Consider the following 17,317-nt stretch of genomic DNA (forward strand, 5'->3'; position numbering starts at 1 on the left):
ACAGCGCGCAAAACACGACCTGTCCGGGCGGATATACGACCCGGGATGATACCGCACCGCGCCTTGCGGCAACGGCGGCACTTCCGGGCCAGAAAAGGCCAGCCGGGCCGGGCGGGTCAGAGCGACATGCCTCCGCTGGCCTCGATCGTCGTGCCGTTCACATAGCTGGCGTCGTCGCTGGCAAGGAATGCGTAGATGGCGGCGATCTCGGACGGCTCGGCCAGGCGGCGCATCCAGCAATGCTCCTTCATGCCGTCGAGCACCTTTTCCGGCACGCTCTGCAGGATCTCGGTATTCACAAAGCCCGGGCAGACCGCGTTCACGCGCACGCCCTTCGGGCCCAGTTCGCGGGCCCAGGTCTTGGTGAAGCCGATCACCCCGAACTTGCTGGCCGCGTAGTTGGTCTGGCCGAAGTTGCCATACAGGCCGACCACGCTCGACGCGTTCAGGATCACGCCCTTGCCCTGCTCCGTCATGACGGCGGCCACGGCCTGGGCGCAGTGGAACACGCCCTTGAGATTGACGTCGATCACGGCGTCGAACTGGGCTTCGGTCATCTTCGCCAGCCGCGCGTCCTTGGTGATGCCGGCGTTGTTGACCAGGATGTCGATGCGGCCATGGCGCGCCAGCGTGGCGGCGACCACGCCATCCACTTCGTCGCGGCTGGTCACGTCGACCTTGTGCGCGTCGATGGTGGCGCCGGTGGCGGCCAGGCGTTCGGCGGCCTCGCGCACGCGCGTTTCATTCACATCGCAAAGCACAAGCTTCGCGCCTTCGGCGGCAAAGCGCTCCGCCGTGGCAAACCCGATACCGGCGGCTGCACCGGTGATGATGGCGACCCGTCCTTCCAATTTCATGATGCTTGTCTCTCTTCCTTGCTGTGTGTGTCGATACGACGGGGCAGTCTGGTGCCGCCCGCGCCAATGTTGGCAGGCGCCGCCCGTGCCAGCAGGTCTGGCAGAAAAACCTCTGTCACGAGCATGGCGCCGCCGCCGCGCCGGAATACCGAACGCCGCGCAGGCAGCATCGGCACCGACGCAAACGCCGGCAACACCCGCTGCAGCGCCTGGCGCAGCGGGTGGTTGATGGAAAGCCGCGCGAACTGGAACGGATCGCGCCGCACACGCGGGTCCACGAACAGCGCACCGCCCAGCGGACGGTTGCCCAGCCCGCGCAGGAACGGCCAGTCGCGCCGCGCCCGGTAAGGATCGACGATGGTATGGGCAAACACCGCCGGCACATCGTCGCAGATCAGCAGCACTTCGCGCGTGATGGCCGGTACCGGGCGGATCAGGCCCAGCGCCCGCCATTCGTCGGCAAACGGCAGTTGCGGCGCCTGCGCCAGACGTTGCACGCAAAAGCGCGACGATGCCGACATCAGCCGCGCCGTCAGCGAGCCCTCGCCGGCAATCCAGCGACGCTGGTTCAGCGGAATGGCCGCGTCATGCGGCAGATGGGCGTGCCAGGCGGCGCGCAGGCCCTTGAGGCCGCTCGCGGCCGTCATACCTGGAGTTTTCCGCCCGGTACATAGCCGCAGAAGGCCAGTACATCGTCGACGTAGTCCTCGAATTCGCTGATGCCGTGATCGCTGCCTTCGATGATGCGGATATTGGCGCCCTGGCAGGCCTCGACCATCTCGCGATAGTCGAGCACTTCGTCGCCAGTGGCGGCCAGCAGGTAATAGCGTTCGGGCCGCGTGATGGCGTCCACGCGCAGCGCCAGCAGTTCCTGCAGGTGTTCGGGCCGGACCACGACCGAGCCGCCCCCGTGGTACAGCGGCTGCTCGCCCAGGTATTTCTCCAGGTCGGTCCACGGATGGATGGCCGGATTGAGCAGCACCGCGCGGCAGCCGTGCCTTTCGGCCAGCCAGCGCGCGTAGAAGCCGCCAAGCGACGACCCGACGATGGCGATATCGGTCTCGCCACCGGCGCGGGCGCCACGGATGGCGGCCTCCGCCTGGGCAATCGCCTCGGACGGCGACACGTTGAGCATCGGGCAGGCGAAATACTTTTCCAGCCCCCAGGCGCGCATCCGGTCCTGCACCAGCCGCGACTTCATCGACTGCGGCGAGGAGCGGAAACCGTGCAGGTACAGCAGCATGTGATGTCCTACCGTTGTCAGGCGCGGGCCTTGATGGCGTCGAGCAGCTTCTGGTGGACGCCACCGAAGCCGCCATTGCTCATTACCAGTACCTGGTCGCCGGGCTGCACGGCGGCGGTGACCGCAGCCACCAGTTCGCCCAGATCCTGGAAGGCGGCGGCCTTGTCGCCCATCGGCGCCAGCGCGTCACCCAGGTTCCAGCCCAGCGCATCCTTGCCGGACGGCGCGCCGTAGCCGAATACCAGGTCGGCGGCTTCCAGGCTGGCAGGCAGCTGGGCGGCCATCACGCCGAGCTTCATCGTGTTGGAACGCGGTTCCAGCACGGCCAGGATGCGGGCGTTGCCCACGCGGCGGCGCAGGCCGTCGAGGGTGGTCTGGATGGCGGTCGGGTGATGCGCGAAATCGTCGTACACCGTAATGCCGTTAGCCACGCCGCGCACTTCCATGCGGCGCTTGACGTTGGCAAAGCGGCCCAGCGACTCGATGGCCTGGGCCGGCGGCACGCCCACGTGGCGCGCGGCGGCAATTGCGGCAATCGCGTTCATACGGTTGTGCGTGCCCTGCAGGTCCCAGACCACGGTGCCCTGCAGCTCGTCACGGAAGTACACGTCGAAGGCGTCCTTGCCGGCCGGCGCGGCCGTACGGGCATCGCCCTCGCGCCAGTCGCCCATGCCGAACTGCTCCACCTCGCTCCAGCAGCCGCGCTCCAGCACGCGGGCCAGCGCCGGCTCGTTGCCGTTCACGACCAGACGGCCCTGCCCCGGCACTGTACGCACCAGATGGTGAAATTGGGTCTCGATCGCCGCAAGATCGGGGAAGATGTCGGCGTGATCGTATTCCAGATTGTTCAGGATGGCCGTGCGCGGGCGGTAGTGGACAAACTTGCTGCGCTTGTCGAAGAAGGCGGTGTCGTACTCGTCGGCCTCGATCACGAAGAAGTCGGACTCGGTCAGCCGGGCGGAAATGCCGAAGTTCTGCGGCACGCCGCCCACCAGGAAGCCGGGGTTGTAGCCGGCATCCTCAAGCAGCCAGGACAGCATGGACGTGGTGGTGGTCTTGCCATGCGTACCGGCCACGGCCAGCGTCCACTTGCCGCTCAGCACGTGCTCGCCCAGCCATTGCGGGCCCGACACGTATGGCAGGTTGCGGTCCAGGATGGCTTCCATCAGCGGGTTGCCCCGCGACACCACGTTGCCGATCACGTACAGGTCGGGATTCAGCGACAGCTGCTCCGGATCGAACCCCTCGATCAGGTCGATGCCCTGGGCCTCGAGCTGGGTACTCATGGGCGGATAGACATTGGCGTCGCAGCCGGTCACGCGGTGACCCGCCTGTCGCGCCAGGACCGCAAGGCCGCCCATGAACGTACCGCAGATGCCAAGGATATGAATATGCATGGGAGCTTCGGGAAAGCGTGGGGCCGCGGCGGCCGGGCCGCGCGGCACTGGAAAGAAGGCTCTGATTGTACCTGCATGCGCGGGGTTCCCCGGGCTGCGCCACCGTGCCACAGACTTCGTCGAACGGCCATGCGGGTATCATCGACACCATGTCCAGACGTACCCCCTCCGACCCCGCCCGCCTGCGCGAGGAAATCGCCCAGGCCGCTGCGCGCATGATCGCCGAAGATGGCGCCGATTACGCCACCGCCAAGCGCAAGGCCGCGCGCCAGCTGCTTGGCGACACCCGCGTGGCCGGCGAATGGCTGCCCGACAATGACATGATCGAGGAAGAGGTGCGTGCCTATCAGGCCCTGTTCCACAGCGAGGAGCAGCCGCGCATCCTGGCCCTGCTGCGCCAGCTGGCGCTGTTTGCCATGGAAGACCTGGCCCCGTTCCGCCCGTACCTAGTGGGCGCCGTGCTCAACGGCACGGCCACCGAGCATTCCGACGTCTATATACAGTGCTTCTGCGACAGCCCCAAGGACGTGGCGCTGCACCTGCTCAACGCCGGCGTGGATTTCGAGACCAGCGAGAGCCGGCATTTTGCCGGTCGGGCCGACGTGGAGACGCTGAGCTTCCTGTGGCGCGGCCAGTGGCCGGCCTTGCGCGAGGCGCGCCAGCTGGCCGGCGAGATCCGCGCCACGCTGGGTGCGCCGGTCGGCATCCATATCGCGCTGTATGATGCCAACGATGAACGCGGCGCGGCGCGGGCCGATGCCAGCGGCCGCGTGACCCGGGCCGACGCCAACGCCGTCCGCAACCTGGTCAGCGAGATCACCGGCGGCCATTGATTCCCGGACCGGCCCATCGCCCCTATCTATATAGAACTGTCATCAACGCCACCCGAACATGACTGCATCGACGCCCGGCTCCACACCCGCTCCCCGCTCATCCCTCGTTATCTGGATCGTCGTGGCCATCGTGGCCGCGGCCGCTGGCGTCCTGGTGGCAAATTTTGCGCTGGCGCCCAAACAGGCGTCCGACCAGGCCGTTGAATCGCTGTTTCAGGCAAAAATGCCCGATCCGTCGGGCACGGAACTGGATCTGTCGAAGTTTCGCGGCAAGACGCTGGTGGTCAACTTCTGGGCGCCGTGGTGCGGCCCCTGCGTGGAAGAGATGCCCGAGCTGACCGCCCTGCATGGCGAATACGCCCAGCGCAACGTCGAATTCATCGGCATTGGCATCGATTCGGCCAGCAACATCCAGGAATTCCTCAAGAAAGTGCCGGTCAAGTACCCGCTGGCCGTGGCCGGCTTTACCGGTACCGAGCTGGCAAAGAGCTTTGGCAATGCGCAGGGCGGCCTGCCCTATACGGTCATCATCACGCCCGAGGGCGGCGTGAAGTACCGCAAGATGGGCCGCGTCCACGCCGACGAACTACGCAAGGAATTGCCGGGCGCCTGATAGCCTGGCAACGACGGGTTTAGCCAAATAGCGGGAATTTGAGCCGATCTCCGGCCAAAACCCGCCCAACCCACTGCCAACGTGCGGGCAAACCCCCATCAACGCCAGTTTTGTGGCTAAAGCGTCGCTTTTCGGGTCAGAAATGTCTTAGAGGCGACATTCAGCCTTGTATCCCGAGCTAGACAAATCCCTCTAAGCTACGGTAATCTCCGCGCAATTTCGTTGAACTGGTCGAGCCGCCGTGTCTTCTACCCCTACCGTCAGCCGCTCCGCCCGTTACCGCAAAGTGCTGGTTCTGCATGGTCCGAACCTGAATTTGCTGGGCACGCGCGAGCCGCAGACTTACGGACATACCACGCTGGCCGACATCAACGACGCGCTGGCAAAACGCGCGGCGTCCGCAGGTATCGGGCTGGACACGTTCCAGTCCAACCATGAGGGCGCCCTTGTGGATCGCGTCCATGCCGCGCGCGGCGAAGGGGTAGATCTCGTCATCATCAATCCCGCGGCCTTCACGCATACCAGCGTGGCGCTGCGCGATGCGCTGGCCGGCGTGGCAATCCCCTTTGTCGAGGTACATCTGTCCAACGTGCATCGCCGCGAGCCGTTCCGCCATCACTCGTATTTTTCCGATCAGGCGATCGGGGTGATCTGCGGCCTGGGCTGGCAGGGATACCTGCTGGCGCTGGAATACGCGCTGGCGCAGGAACAGGACAGCTAACGCCCGCACCGCATCTGCAAGAGCGAGACAACCGCGGCCTGGCACGCTTGCGTGGCAGGCCAAATCAACAATGACTGACCGCCGCCGTCCCCTTCCCTGACATGAAGGTGACCGGACAACCCGATTCTGGAGGATAAGAAGATGGACCTGCGCAAGCTGAAGACGCTGATCGACCTGGTGGCCGAATCCGGCATTTCGGAGCTCGAAGTGACCGAGGGCGACGGCAAGGTTCGCATCGTCAAGCAACCGCCGCAGGTGCTGGCGCCGGTTGCCATGCCCCAGCTTCAGGCCCTGCCGCCCGCCGCTGCTCCCATGGCCGGCGCTGCCGCCCCGGCCGCCGCCGAAGCCGCCCCGCAACTGCCGGCCGGCCACGTGGTGACGTCGCCGATGGTCGGCACGTTCTACCGCGCGCCGTCGCCGGGTGCCGCGCCGTTCGTGAACGTGGGCGATACCGTCAAGGAAGGCCAGACCGTCTGCATCATCGAAGCCATGAAGCTGCTCAACGAAATCGAGTGCGACAAGGCTGGCGTGATCAAGGAAATCCTCGTCGAAAACGGCCAGGCTGTGGAATACGGCCAGCCGCTGTTCGTGATCGGCTAAGCCGTCAGCCGGCTGGCGCGGCAGGCGGGCCCCCGGGGGGCTCCTGCCGCATGCGTTGGCCCGATACGCCATCCAGGCGTGCGCGGGCCCGCCCCTGTTCTCGCAGAGAGAGACCATGTTTGAAAAAATTCTGATCGCGAACCGCGGCGAAATCGCCCTTCGCATCCAGCGCGCCTGCCGCGAGCTGGGCATCAAGACCGTGGTGGTGTACTCGGAAGCCGACAAGGAAGCCAAGTACGTCAAGCTGGCCGACGAAGCCGTCTGTATCGGCCCGGCCCCGTCGCCGCTGTCCTACCTGAACATGCCGGCCATCATTTCGGCAGCCGAAGTCACCGACGCCCAGGCCATCCACCCGGGCTACGGCTTCCTGTCGGAAAACGCCGACTTTGCCGAGCGCGTGGAGAAGTCCGGCTTCGTGTTCATTGGCCCGACGTCCGACAGCATCCGCCTGATGGGCGACAAGGTGTCGGCCAAGCAGGCCATGATCAAGTCGGGCGTGCCGTGCGTGCCGGGTTCGGAAGGCGCCCTGCCCGACGATCCCAAGGAAATCCTGGCAACCGCGCGCCGCGTGGGCTACCCGGTGATCATCAAGGCCGCCGGTGGCGGTGGTGGCCGCGGCATGCGCGTGGTGCATACCGAGGCTGCGCTGATCAACGCCGTCAACATGACGCGCGAGGAAGCCGGCCGTGCCTTCGGCAACCCCGAGGTCTACATGGAGAAGTTCCTTGAGAACCCGCGCCATGTGGAAATCCAGATCCTGGCCGACCAGCACAAGCAGGCCATCTGGCTGGGCGAGCGCGACTGCTCGATGCAGCGCCGCCACCAGAAGGTGATCGAGGAAGCGCCGGCACCGCACATTCCGCGCCGCCTGATCGAGCGTATCGGCGACCGCTGTGCCGATGCCTGCAAGAAGATCGGCTACCGTGGCGCCGGCACGTTCGAATTCCTGTACGAGAACAACGAGTTCTACTTCATCGAGATGAACACGCGCGTGCAGGTCGAGCACCCGGTCACCGAGATGATCACGGGCATCGACATCGTGCAGGAACAGATCCGCATCGCCTACGGCGAGAAGCTGCGCTTCCGCCAGAAGGACGTGGAACTGCGCGGTCACGCGATCGAATGCCGGATCAACGCCGAGGACCCGTTCAAGTTCACGCCGTCGCCGGGCCGCATCACCGCCTGGCACATGCCCGGCGGCCCCGGTGTCCGTGTGGACTCGCACGCGTATGATGGCTACTTCGTGCCGCCCAACTACGACTCGATGATCGGCAAGATCATCACGTACGGCGCCACGCGTGACCAGGCCATCGCCCGCATGCGCATCGCGCTGTCGGAGATGGTGGTGGATGGCATCCTGACCAACGTGCCGCTGCACCGCGAACTGATGCTCGACGCCAACTTCGTGGAAGGCGGCACCAGCATCCATTATCTTGAACACCGCCTGGCCCAGAAGGCCAACGCCCAGGGCCAGAAACCCTGAAGCGGGGGCCTGACCGGCCCGGCTTGCAGTCTTAAAGGAAATCCGTGGCATTCCAGGAATGTGTGATCGAAATTGCGCAGGATCAGGCAGAAGCCTGGTCCGATGCATTGTTCGACCTCGGCGCGCTGTCGGTATCGGTGGAAGACGCCGACGCCGATACGCCCGACGAGCAACCGCTCTTTGGAGAGCCCGGGCTGGAGCCGACGCGGCTGGCGTGGAACCGCTCGCGCGTGGTGGCGCTCTTCGACGAAGAGACCGACCCCGCGCTGGTGGTGACCGCTGCCGCGAACGCGCTCAATGTCGACCCCGTGCCGGCGTTCACGCTGCGCGCGGTGGAAGACCAGGACTGGGTACGCCTGACCCAGTCGCAATTCGAACCGATCCGCGTGGGCGAAAAGATCTGGGTCGTGCCGTCGTGGCACGAGGCGCCGGAGCCCGACGCGGTCATCCTGGAACTCGATCCGGGCCTGGCCTTCGGCACGGGTAGCCATCCGACCACGCGCCTGTGCATGCAATGGCTGGAGCAGCACGTGCAGGCCGGCGAGACCGTACTCGACTACGGCTGCGGTTCGGGCATTCTGGCCATTGTGGCCAGGAAGCTCGGCGCGGGCGAGACAATCGGCATCGACATCGACCCGAACGCGGTCGAGGCATCGCGCTACAACGCCGAACGCAACCACGTGGAAGCAAGCTTCGCGCTGCCGGAATCGGTATCCGAAGCCACCTACGACCTGGTGGTAGCCAACATTCTTTCGAATCCGCTCAAGCTGATGGCCGCGATGCTGTCGGCGCGCGTGCGTCCGGGCGGCCGGCTGGTGCTGTCCGGCGTGCTGGAACGGCAGGCCGATGAAGTGGCCGCCGCCTACGCGCCGTGGCTCGCCATGTCGGTCTGGCGCAGCGAGGAAGGCTGGGTCTGCCTGCACGGCACGCGCCCGTTGACTGCCAACCGTTCCTGATTCGTCATCATGGCCGCCGCCAAGCTCGTCACGCGCTGCCCGGCCTGCCGCACCGCGTTCCGGCTCGTTGCGGATCAGTTGCGGCTGCGCCAGGGCCTGGTTCGCTGCGGACAATGCGACACCGTCTTCGATGCACGCGAACACCTGATCGAGGTGCCCGCCCCCGCTGCGGCTTCGGCCAAGGCATCCACGCCGGCTACGCCGACAGCACCGGCTGCGCCTGCCGTGACGATGGCCGCCGCGCTGGCCCATGCCGAGCAGACGCAGGCAACGGCCCGCGCGCGCGAAGACGACACGCCGTTCCAGCCGGGCTTTGATCCGGGCTATGAAGTCCCCGCGCTTGATTCGCCGACGACGATGATGTCGGAGCCGTCGCCCGACGAAGAGGCGCCGGTGCAGGAGACGAGCGTCGCGAGCGTTGCCGGGAATATCACCGGCGAAGATCGCCAGGACGCGGCTGCAGAGGATCGCGTGAATGCCGAAGCGGCGGAAGCGATTGCGGATGGCGGCACCGCCAGCCCTGAAATCTCGCCCGAACCCGAACCGGAACCCGAACCCGATCCGGAAGTCGGGCATGCCGTCGCGCCGGAGACCGCCGAAGCTGCGGCCATCGAGACTGAAGCGCCGCAAGCCAACGTAGAACTGGTGTCCGAAGCATCGACACCCGCATCAGCCGACACGGCGCCGGAAGCGGAAACCCCGCTGACCGAACCGCCGCTGCCATGGCCGACGCTCAATCACTCGGCATTCGACGACGAGCCGATGCTGGCGCCGCAGTCGACGGCACCGGACGCATCGCACGCATCCCAGGCATCGCACTCCTCGCTGGACCCGGCCGCGGCATTCGCGCCGAAGAACCCGTCCGGCATGCCGCCCTACGGCGCGTACAGCGCCAAGGCCAGCTGGCCGCCGCTGCGCCCCGCCGACGCGCCATCGACCCGGCCCATGGCCGAAGCCGGTGCCGCAACGCCCGACGCGACTGCGTCCGCAGATTCGAAAGCGTTGTCCGATACCGTGTCGGATGACGCGCGCGCGGAAGAAACGTCTGACACGACTGATTCGACCGATTCGACTGTCACATCGGAAGCATCCGATGTGACCCATGTGTCTGCCGATGCGTCGCCCGGTATGTCCGGCGATGCATTGCCTGCACCCGAGCCGTTCCCGCAGGCCGACCCGGTGCCCAGCGCCAGTGGTTTCCTGCGTGCCGAAGATCCGGCCGATCCCGAAGCCGAAGCCTGGGCCGCGCAGGCCAAGGACGTCATCGAACACGACCTCGGCGTCACGTTGCGCGATGGCACCCCCGACGCCGTGGCACGCGAGACCACCACGCGCCACTGGCTGAACCAGGGCACGCCCACCACGGCGTCCGGCACGGCAGCCAGCGGGCCGGTCTTCGCGCCTGATTTCCTGCGTCATACGCGCGAGCGAGACCAGGCACGCGCGCCCAGCGCAAAGGTGTCGATGCCGGGCAGCCGGCGCACCTGGATGCGTGCGGCAGCCGTCGTGCTTGGGCTCGGCATCCTGGTGCAGGGCATCTATCTGGCGCGCAGCCAGATTGCCGGCAGCATGCCGGCGCTGCGCCCGGTACTTGAAGCGGCCTGCGCACCATTCGGCTGCGATGTGCCGCCGTGGCGCGATCTCGACGCGCTACGCATCGACAGCTCGCAACTGCAGAAGCAGGACGAGGCCAGCGACGTCTACCTGCTGGCGGTGACCCTGCGCAACCAGGGCCGCGCCACCACGGCGCTGCCGGCGATCGAGCTCGTCATGACCGATCTGCAGGACCAGTTACTGCTGCGCCGCGTGCTGCTGCCAGCCGAATACCTGGAGCCCGTCCAGCGCGGCTTTGCCGCCACGGGCCTGCGCGCGGGCAGCGAACTGCCGGTTCGGGTACGATTCCGAACGCAGCAGGCGGCTGCCAATTACCGCGTGCTGATCTTCTACCCCTGAATTCCAACGCCCCCCTCGCCACGCCGGCCGGCAATGCACCGGGCCGGCGGGCTGTACTTTTCTGACAGGAGCAACCATGAGCAATGTGACCCTTGGCGGCAACGCCATCGAAGTTGGCGGCAAGTTTCCCAATGCTGGCGACAAGGCCCCGGCCTTCTCGCTGGTCGGCAAGGACCTGAAGGACGTGACGCTGGCTGACTTCGCAGGCAAGCGCAAGGTGCTGAACATCGTCCCGAGCCTGGACACGCCCGTCTGCCAGGCATCGGCACGCAAGTTCAACGAGGCCGCCAGCAGCCTGGCCAACACCGTGGTGCTGACCATCTCGGCCGATCTGCCGTTCGCCATGGGCCGCTTCTGCACCGCCGAAGGCCTGGCCAACGTGGTGACGCTGTCGACGATGCGCGGCGCCGACTTCAAGAACGCCTACGGCGTGGACATCAAGAGCGGCCCGCTGGCCGGCGTTTGCGCGCGTGCCGTGGTGGTCGTCGACGAGAACGACGCCGTCAAGTACAGCGAACTGGTGCCTGAAATCAAGCAGGAGCCAAACTACGACGCTGCTCTGGCTGCACTGAAATAATCTGTGCGGTAGAACACAGTTGTACAAGCGCTTCCGCCCGTCATGCACGGGCGGAATTATTTAACGTATCTGTTGCGGCCCGTCGCGGGGCCATTTGGAGAAGAGATGTCCAGCCTGATCTGCGGTTCCGTCGCCTACGACACCATCATGACGTTCGACGGCCGGTTCCGTGAACACATTCTTCCGGACCAGATCCACATGCTGAACGTTTCGTTCCTGGTTCCCGGCATGCGGCGCGAGTTCGGCGGTTGCGCCGGCAACATCGCATATACGCTGAAGATGCTCGGCGGCGATCCGTTCGTGATGGCCACCGTGGGCCAGGACGCCGGCCCGTACCTGCAGTACCTGCGCGACCTGGGCATTTCCACCGACCACATCCGCACGCTGCCCGACACGTTCACGGCGCAGGCGATGATCACCACCGACCTGGACAACAACCAGATCACCGCCTTCCACCCGGGCGCCATGGGCCAGTCGCAGATCAACAGCGTGCAGGACGCGCTCGGCGCCGGCAAGCGCCCGGCACTGGGCATCGTGGCACCGGACAGCCGCGAAGGCATGCTGCACCATGCACAGCAGTTCGCCGAGGCAGGCATTCCGTTCATCTTCGATCTGGGCCAGGCCATGCCGCTGTTCAACGGCGAGGATCTGCGGGCGTTCATTGAACTCGCCAGTTACGTGACGGTCAATGACTACGAAGCACAGGTCATGCTGTCCCGCACCGCCTGGACCAGCGCCGAAGTGGCCGCCAAGGTTCGCGCGTTCATCGTGACGCACGGCGAACGTGGCGCCAGCATCTTTGCCGATGGCCAGCAGTACGCCATCCCGGCCGTGCAGGCCGAGCGCGTGGTGGACCCCACCGGCTGTGGCGACGCCTTCCGCGGCGGCCTCCTTTACGGCATCGAGCAGGGCATGGACTGGGAAACCACCGGCCGCCTCGCATCGCTGATGGGTGCGCTCAAGATTGCCCAGCAGGGCCCCCAGAATCACTGGATTTCGCGTGAGGAGATCGGCAGCCGCTTTGCGGCGGCGTTCGGCTACCAATACGCCTAAGATGAAACGGTGAACCGCGCACACCGGACGAGCACGAAGGGCGCGGCATTCACAGACGGGAGTTGCGATGAATCAGATCCTTCGAATCGGTGGTCTCGTGGTGCTGGCCACCGCGGCCCTGGTCAGCGGCTGTGCCAACTACTCCAACTCCGGCAGCGTCTATTCACCGGGCCAGGCGCAGCGCGAGCAGACGGTGCGCTATGGCGTGGTCCAGGGTGTGCGCGAAGTCATGATCCAGGGCGGCTCCACGGGAGCCGGCACGCTGGCCGGCGGTGCCATCGGCGGTGTCGCGGCGGGCAGCACCATCGGCAGCGGCGGAGGATCGGTGGCAGCAGGCTTGCTCGGCGCCGTGCTTGGCGGCATTGTCGGCAGTGCGGCAGAGAACCGCATCACGCAGCGCCGCGGCCTGGAGATCACGGTGCAGCTCGAAGACGGCGACATGCGCGCCATCACGCAGGAAGCCGACGAGGTGTTCCGTCCCGGCGACCGCGTGCGCCTGCTGTCTTCAGGTGGCGTGACACGCGTCTCGCACTGAAGAACATTACACACCTGTCAGAAAGAAACGCCGCGTGCCCTTGGGCCGCGGCGTTTTTCATTTGGCGCGGCCGCCAGAGCGAATAAAAAACCCGCCGGGCACGGATGCCATCGGCGGGTTGGCAAGACTCGTTGTCTTGCGGACCGGATACGGCGTATCCGGTCAGTGTGGCACGCAATGCGTGCCCAGGCGTTTCCCGGTTGTGATCGCTCGCACGAAGGCGAGGCAATTACGGACGGTTGCCCGTCGGGAACGGCCAGGCCGCTGCCGGGTTCAGCGCGGTCTTGGCGGGTGCGGCAGCAGCCGGTGCAACGGCAGGAGCAGCGGCAGGCTTGGCAGCCTTCTTGGCAGCCTTCTTCGCAGCGGGCTTCGCAGCCGGCTTGGCAGCAGCCTTCTTCGCAGCAGGCTTGGCAGCAGCCTTCTTGGCAGCAGGCTTGGCAGCGGCCTTCTTGGCAGCAGGCTTGGCAGCGGCCTTCTTGGCAGCAGGCTTGGCGGCAGCCTTCTTCGCAGCAGGCTTCTTGGCAGCAGCAGCCTTCTTGGCCGGTGCGGCCTTCTTGGCAGCAACCTTCTTCACTGCGGCCTTCTTGGCCGGTGCTGCCTTCTTGGCGGCGACCTTCTTGGTTGCAACCTTCTTGGCGGCAACCTTCTTCACTGCAGCCTTCTTGGCCGGTGCTGCCTTCTTGGCGGCGACCTTCTTGGTTGCGACCTTCTTGGCGGCAACCTTCTTCACTGCAGCCTTCTTGGCAGCCGGAGCAGCCTTCTTGGCAGCAACCTTCTTCGTCGCAACCTTCTTCACAGCAGCCTTCTTGGCGGCCGGTGCAGCCTTCTTGGCGGCGACCTTCTTCACAGCGGCCTTCTTGGCGGCCGGCTTGGCAGCCTTCTTGGCGGCCGGCTTTTTCTTTGCAGCAGTTGCCATGGATAACTCCTTCACTAGCGTGAAATGTCGAATGACCTAAATGGACGACCCGACCGATCCGAGGCGCATGGATGCATGCCCCAATCGAGCGAGCGATTCATCGGCGCACGACAGCTTGAACCGCACGCTAATGAATTCGGTAGCAGGGATACCGCCGCGACCCGTGTCGCGCAACGCGGTGTCTTCACGGCAGCGCGAAATCCGCGCGCTGGCTGCAAAGCCAGCGTACAGGCGGATTTCCGGGGCATGCCGTGCCCTGGAATATTCGATCGGCCCGCGCCGCCCATCGTGGCGGCGCGCTGCCTGAATAGAGGAGATATCGGTCAGCAAGCCTGCAGCACGGGCTTGGCCTCGCGCACTGCAGACATCAATTCCACGGGGGTAGCTTGCCCATCCCGTCACTGGGCTACAGGAGACTGCACGCGTTGTAAGAAGCCTGATCGGCCCGGTCTGCGTCAAAGTTCTGGTGCTCCTCGGCTACCCGCATTCACTGCGACGAAGCATCGCGTCATCGTTGCTTCTTGCTTGCCTTCTTGCGACGCTCGCTTCGTCAAACACATCGATGCAATGAAGTGAGACTCTTGTCAAGGCGAATCATAATTCGTTTGTTCGATGATGTTAAGAAAAAAGTGCAAAAAAACTTGCGCGCAAGAACGAATCGATCTAATTCACGCGAGCACTGCGATCACGACACCATCGATACGCTCTCTCATCATGACGCGCGCACACCAAACGAAGTTCCATCACGCGTGTGTTTCGATGGTCGGAGACCACCTCGCGACAGTGCTGCGCAACGCGTACCCGCACCCCGCGTGCGCGCCTTCAAACGGCATGCGCGGCGTGCCCGTCCACGACATCTTCGCGCCGCTTCGCATTGCCTGGTACTGACTGGAAACCCGCATGAATAGTGGCTTTCCGACACACGCACACACAGACGAAGACGCGCTCGACAGCCACATCGCGCAGCGTGAGTACGGACGTCGACGATCACACTTCGGTGCGATTGCGCGACGCGTGCGGCCACTGCGACAGACCAATCACGCGACGATCGCGTCGATGCTTCGGCCGGTCTCGCGTGCGTCGATCAGACAGTTGCGCGAGCACGACGAAAGAGTGATGCGCCTACGCAACGGTTTCTCTGTTCGACGTACATCGACACCTGCGTTTTGACGTCAGTCGCACGATCGATGATGTGTCGGCGCACGTACGAACCGGTGGTCGCGACACCGCACTCGTCCACCATCGCGTCGTGTCGTTGGTCGAACGATCGCTGCGCGCCATGGCCACCGCGATGTTCGTCGCACCAGCCGTCGACCCACCCTCCCATCGCCCGCCCATCGCCCTCCCATCGGCCTTCGCATCGCTCGGCGGATCGGTCGGCAGATCGATCATCGGCGTCTGGCGCGCCCCACACGTCGCCGCCAATCCGCTGCCAGGTCAACCATCTGCCAGGCATGAGCAATGAGCCGCTGTCTCACGCGCGTATCCGGGTTCCTACCGATGCCGTCGCCAGGGCTTTGCTGCGCGTCCACCGGCGTCGGTGACGCGCCGGTGTGGCGCGGTTGCGCCATCGGGCAGGCCGGCTAGAGGAATGTCTCGGGTACGCTTCCCGCGCGGTGCTTGTTGCAGGACAAAATCCAGGCCAGCCGCCGCCAGGCGGGCGATTGCAGGTGGTGGTGCGTTACGCTCTGGTGCGTACGCAAACGGATACGGGAGATTGCAGCGAACGACAGGCGCCAGTAGATTGGCGTCGCGCGATGCCGATGCCGGCCAGCAGGAACGCGGTTCATTGCGAACCGCTGCAATCGTCCTGGTCCGGTGCCGACATCCTGCACGTCGTGTACGACTTGCGTGTCAGACCTGCAGCCTGGCCACAACCTTGCCGACCGGAAAAAACCGCGCCGCGATCTGGTGAATCCGCCATCGCGACATTGAACTGGAGATCTTCATGCGCATGACCGACCCCCGCGCCCTGCTTCGCCACACCGCCCGTGCCGCCGCGTTCGCCGCCGCACTCACCGCCAGCACCTTTGCGATGGCGCAAGCCACGCCGGCGGGCACATGGAACACCATCGACGACACCACCGGCAAGGCGCGCGGCGTGATCGAGATTGCCGAGAAGGATGGCGTGTACAGCGGCAAGCTCGTGAAGAGCCTGGTGCCGACCGAAGGCCCGCCCAAGGTCTGCGACAAATGCACCGATGCACGCAAGGACCAGCCCATCATCGGCATGACCCTGCTCACCGGCCTGCGCAAGACCGGCGACAACGAATGGACCGGCGGCGAAATCCTGGACCCCGAAACCGGCAAGCTCTACAAGTGCAAGATGTCGATGGCCGACGACGGCAAGAAGCTCAATGTGCGCGGCTTCATCGGCATCAGCCTGATCGGCCGGACACAGACCTGGGTGCGCCAGCAGTGACGTTCTGATGCCATCACGGGCGTGCCTCTCTCCCCGCCCGTATGGGAGAGAGAAGAGGCACGGCAGGCCAGGCAAGACAGGGCACAGGCAGCAAGCGGCCGCCCGCCGCCCATTCAGCAAACTGACAGCTTCCTTCGGTAAGATCGACTCCCCGATCCTCTTTACAACAACTACCGGAGACGAAGCATGCATTTCTCCCCTCGCGCCCGTACGCTGGCGCTGGCACTCGCCGCCACCTCACTGATCGCCACCACGGCACACGCCGCCGATGCGTGGCCCAGCCACGTCATCAAGTTCGTCGTGCCGTTCACGGCCGGTGGCGCCAATGACCTCGTGGCGCGTGCCGGTGCCGAGGCCGTCAGCAAGCGGATTGGCCAGCCCGTGGTGATCGAGAATCGTCCGGGCGCGGGCGGCATTGTGGGCGCCGACTACGTGGCCAAGAGCAAGCCCGATGGCTACACGTTCCTGGTGGGTGCCGTGGGCACGGTCACCAACAGCCTGATCCGCACGAAGATGCCCTACCAGCCGGACGACCTGGTGCCCGTGGGACTGATCGCCGTCAGCCCGTCGGTGATCGTGGCATCGCCGTCGCTGCCGGTGAACAACGTGAAGGAACTGGTCGAGTATTCGAAGAAGCAGGGTGGCGTGCCGTTTGCCACCGCCGGCAGCGGCAGCACGCCGCATTTCGTCGAAGAAATGCTTAAGGAAAAAGGCGCGCAGCTGACCGTGGTGCCGTACAAGAGCGGATCGGAGAGCATCACCGCCGTGATCGGCAACCAGGTGGCCGCCACGTCCGAGGCGTCGATCGTGGTGCTGCCGCAGATCAAGGCCGGCAAGCTCAAGGCGCTGGGCGCGACGTGGGACAAGCATATGCCCGCGGCACCGAACATCCCCACCACGGCCGAGCAGGGCCTGCCTGAAGTGCGCATCGGCCATTGGGCCGGCATCTTCGCGCCGAAGGGTACCGACCCCGCCATCATCAAGAAGCTCAACGCCGAGCTGACCGCCGGCATGCAGAACCCCGAGATTCGCGAGCGCCTGATCCAGAACGGTATCGAGCCGGCCGGTGGTTCGGTGGAGAGCTTCGTGGCCTTCATCAAGTCGGAGCGCGAACGCCTTGGCCGTATCGCCAAGAACGCCAACATGACGGCCGATTAA

General features: G+C 65.5%; 18 protein-coding genes. 12 read left to right on the forward strand and 6 right to left on the reverse strand.

What is annotated here, in order from left to right; genetic code table 11:
* Window positions 1-116: 116 nt before the first annotated feature.
* From fabG to mpl, 4 genes are read right to left on the reverse strand one after another with little or no spacing between them, the layout of a single operon-like run.
* Entirely contained in the window at window positions 117-857 is a 741-nt protein-coding gene (gene fabG / locus ACOABP_RS06345) for a 3-oxoacyl-ACP reductase FabG (RefSeq protein ID WP_474227429.1), read from the reverse strand.
* Window positions 854-1,504: a chorismate--pyruvate lyase family protein gene (locus tag ACOABP_RS06350; protein WP_474227430.1), complete on the reverse strand. Its 651-nt coding sequence runs from the start codon at window positions 1,502-1,504 to the stop codon at window positions 854-856. The genes fabG and ACOABP_RS06350 overlap by 4 nt, the downstream gene beginning before the upstream one ends.
* Window positions 1,501-2,100 (reverse strand): YqiA/YcfP family alpha/beta fold hydrolase, encoded by a 600-nt coding sequence (locus tag ACOABP_RS06355; RefSeq protein WP_474227431.1) that lies wholly within the window; start codon window positions 2,098-2,100, stop codon window positions 1,501-1,503. Before ACOABP_RS06355 ends, ACOABP_RS06350 begins: the two co-directional genes overlap by 4 nt.
* A 17-nt stretch (window positions 2,101-2,117) precedes the next feature.
* Window positions 2,118-3,497, reverse strand: a complete 1,380-nt coding sequence (gene mpl / locus ACOABP_RS06360) for a UDP-N-acetylmuramate:L-alanyl-gamma-D-glutamyl-meso-diaminopimelate ligase (protein ID WP_474227432.1) — start codon at window positions 3,495-3,497, stop codon at window positions 2,118-2,120.
* 149 nt (window positions 3,498-3,646) lie between these two features.
* Here mpl and ACOABP_RS06365 point away from each other — a divergent pair, with 149 nt between their 5' ends.
* The 10 genes from ACOABP_RS06365 (at window position 3,647) to ACOABP_RS06410 (ending at window position 12,821) form a co-directional block, all read left to right on the forward strand.
* Window positions 3,647-4,330 (forward strand): UDP-N-acetylmuramate--alanine ligase, encoded by a 684-nt coding sequence (locus ACOABP_RS06365; RefSeq protein WP_474227433.1) that lies wholly within the window; start codon window positions 3,647-3,649, stop codon window positions 4,328-4,330.
* A 58-nt stretch (window positions 4,331-4,388) separates the two neighbouring features.
* Window positions 4,389-4,943 (forward strand): TlpA family protein disulfide reductase, encoded by a 555-nt coding sequence (locus tag ACOABP_RS06370; protein WP_066732315.1) that lies wholly within the window; start codon window positions 4,389-4,391, stop codon window positions 4,941-4,943.
* Between the two features lie 241 nt (window positions 4,944-5,184).
* The gene (gene aroQ / locus ACOABP_RS06375) at window positions 5,185-5,664 is read left to right on the forward strand and encodes a type II 3-dehydroquinate dehydratase (protein WP_066732317.1); all 480 of its coding nucleotides are present in this window, start codon (window positions 5,185-5,187) and stop codon (window positions 5,662-5,664) included.
* A gap of 141 nt (window positions 5,665-5,805) precedes the next feature.
* Window positions 5,806-6,264 (forward strand): acetyl-CoA carboxylase biotin carboxyl carrier protein, encoded by a 459-nt coding sequence (gene accB, locus ACOABP_RS06380; protein WP_474227434.1) that lies wholly within the window; start codon window positions 5,806-5,808, stop codon window positions 6,262-6,264.
* Between the two features lie 115 nt (window positions 6,265-6,379).
* On the forward strand, window positions 6,380-7,747 hold the full coding sequence (accC, locus tag ACOABP_RS06385; RefSeq protein WP_474227435.1) for an acetyl-CoA carboxylase biotin carboxylase subunit: 1,368 nt from the start codon (window positions 6,380-6,382) through the stop codon (window positions 7,745-7,747).
* Between the two features lie 44 nt (window positions 7,748-7,791).
* Window positions 7,792-8,703: a 50S ribosomal protein L11 methyltransferase gene (prmA, locus tag ACOABP_RS06390; RefSeq protein WP_474227436.1), complete on the forward strand. Its 912-nt coding sequence runs from the start codon at window positions 7,792-7,794 to the stop codon at window positions 8,701-8,703.
* A 9-nt stretch (window positions 8,704-8,712) separates the two neighbouring features.
* Complete coding sequence (locus ACOABP_RS06395) at window positions 8,713-10,656, forward strand: DUF3426 domain-containing protein (RefSeq protein ID WP_474227437.1); 1,944 nt, start codon at window positions 8,713-8,715, stop codon at window positions 10,654-10,656.
* A gap of 76 nt (window positions 10,657-10,732) precedes the next feature.
* Window positions 10,733-11,233 (forward strand): thiol peroxidase, encoded by a 501-nt coding sequence (tpx, locus tag ACOABP_RS06400; protein ID WP_474227438.1) that lies wholly within the window; start codon window positions 10,733-10,735, stop codon window positions 11,231-11,233.
* 105 nt (window positions 11,234-11,338) lie between these two features.
* Window positions 11,339-12,286, forward strand: coding sequence for a carbohydrate kinase family protein (locus ACOABP_RS06405; RefSeq protein WP_474227439.1), 948 nt, complete (start codon window positions 11,339-11,341; stop codon window positions 12,284-12,286).
* A gap of 67 nt (window positions 12,287-12,353) precedes the next feature.
* The gene (locus ACOABP_RS06410) at window positions 12,354-12,821 is read left to right on the forward strand and encodes an outer membrane lipoprotein (protein ID WP_474227440.1); all 468 of its coding nucleotides are present in this window, start codon (window positions 12,354-12,356) and stop codon (window positions 12,819-12,821) included.
* A gap of 229 nt (window positions 12,822-13,050) precedes the next feature.
* Here ACOABP_RS06410 and ACOABP_RS06415 read toward each other — a convergent pair whose 3' ends face one another.
* Window positions 13,051-13,737 carry a histone H1-like DNA-binding protein gene (locus ACOABP_RS06415; protein WP_474227441.1) on the reverse strand — a complete coding sequence of 229 codons (687 nt, stop codon included), beginning with the start codon at window positions 13,735-13,737 and terminating at the stop codon, window positions 13,051-13,053.
* 36 nt (window positions 13,738-13,773) lie between these two features.
* Window positions 13,774-14,067: a hypothetical protein gene (locus ACOABP_RS06420; protein ID WP_474227442.1), complete on the reverse strand. Its 294-nt coding sequence runs from the start codon at window positions 14,065-14,067 to the stop codon at window positions 13,774-13,776.
* A gap of 1,618 nt (window positions 14,068-15,685) precedes the next feature.
* Between ACOABP_RS06420 and ACOABP_RS06425 the strand changes: the two genes are divergently transcribed.
* Both ACOABP_RS06425 and ACOABP_RS06430 read left to right on the forward strand, forming a co-directional pair.
* The gene (locus ACOABP_RS06425) at window positions 15,686-16,159 is read left to right on the forward strand and encodes a DUF2147 domain-containing protein (protein WP_474227443.1); all 474 of its coding nucleotides are present in this window, start codon (window positions 15,686-15,688) and stop codon (window positions 16,157-16,159) included.
* 186 nt (window positions 16,160-16,345) lie between these two features.
* The gene (locus ACOABP_RS06430; protein WP_474227444.1) at window positions 16,346-17,317 is read left to right on the forward strand and encodes a Bug family tripartite tricarboxylate transporter substrate binding protein; all 972 of its coding nucleotides are present in this window, start codon (window positions 16,346-16,348) and stop codon (window positions 17,315-17,317) included.

This window comes from Cupriavidus sp. HE11 (assembly GCF_056097175.1).

Bases quoted from the DNA above. Each gene is read 5' to 3' on its own strand.
- fabG (WP_474227429.1), bottom strand. From the start codon at position 857: ATGAAATTGGAAGGACGGGTCGCCATCATCACCGGTGCAGCCGCCGGT.
- ACOABP_RS06350 (WP_474227430.1), bottom strand. From the start codon at position 1,504: ATGACGGCCGCGAGCGGCCTCAAGGGCCTGCGCGCCGCCTGGCACGCC.
- ACOABP_RS06355 (WP_474227431.1), bottom strand. From the start codon at position 2,100: ATGCTGCTGTACCTGCACGGTTTCCGCTCCTCGCCGCAGTCGATGAAG.
- mpl (WP_474227432.1), bottom strand. From the start codon at position 3,497: ATGCATATTCATATCCTTGGCATCTGCGGTACGTTCATGGGCGGCCTT.
- ACOABP_RS06365 (WP_474227433.1), top strand. From the start codon at position 3,647: ATGTCCAGACGTACCCCCTCCGACCCCGCCCGCCTGCGCGAGGAAATC.
- ACOABP_RS06370 (WP_066732315.1), top strand. From the start codon at position 4,389: ATGACTGCATCGACGCCCGGCTCCACACCCGCTCCCCGCTCATCCCTC.
- accB (WP_474227434.1), top strand. From the start codon at position 5,806: ATGGACCTGCGCAAGCTGAAGACGCTGATCGACCTGGTGGCCGAATCC.
- accC (WP_474227435.1), top strand. From the start codon at position 6,380: ATGTTTGAAAAAATTCTGATCGCGAACCGCGGCGAAATCGCCCTTCGC.
- ACOABP_RS06395 (WP_474227437.1), top strand. From the start codon at position 8,713: ATGGCCGCCGCCAAGCTCGTCACGCGCTGCCCGGCCTGCCGCACCGCG.
- tpx (WP_474227438.1), top strand. From the start codon at position 10,733: ATGAGCAATGTGACCCTTGGCGGCAACGCCATCGAAGTTGGCGGCAAG.
- ACOABP_RS06405 (WP_474227439.1), top strand. From the start codon at position 11,339: ATGTCCAGCCTGATCTGCGGTTCCGTCGCCTACGACACCATCATGACG.
- ACOABP_RS06410 (WP_474227440.1), top strand. From the start codon at position 12,354: ATGAATCAGATCCTTCGAATCGGTGGTCTCGTGGTGCTGGCCACCGCG.
- ACOABP_RS06415 (WP_474227441.1), bottom strand. From the start codon at position 13,737: ATGGCAACTGCTGCAAAGAAAAAGCCGGCCGCCAAGAAGGCTGCCAAG.
- ACOABP_RS06425 (WP_474227443.1), top strand. From the start codon at position 15,686: ATGCGCATGACCGACCCCCGCGCCCTGCTTCGCCACACCGCCCGTGCC.
- ACOABP_RS06430 (WP_474227444.1), top strand. From the start codon at position 16,346: ATGCATTTCTCCCCTCGCGCCCGTACGCTGGCGCTGGCACTCGCCGCC.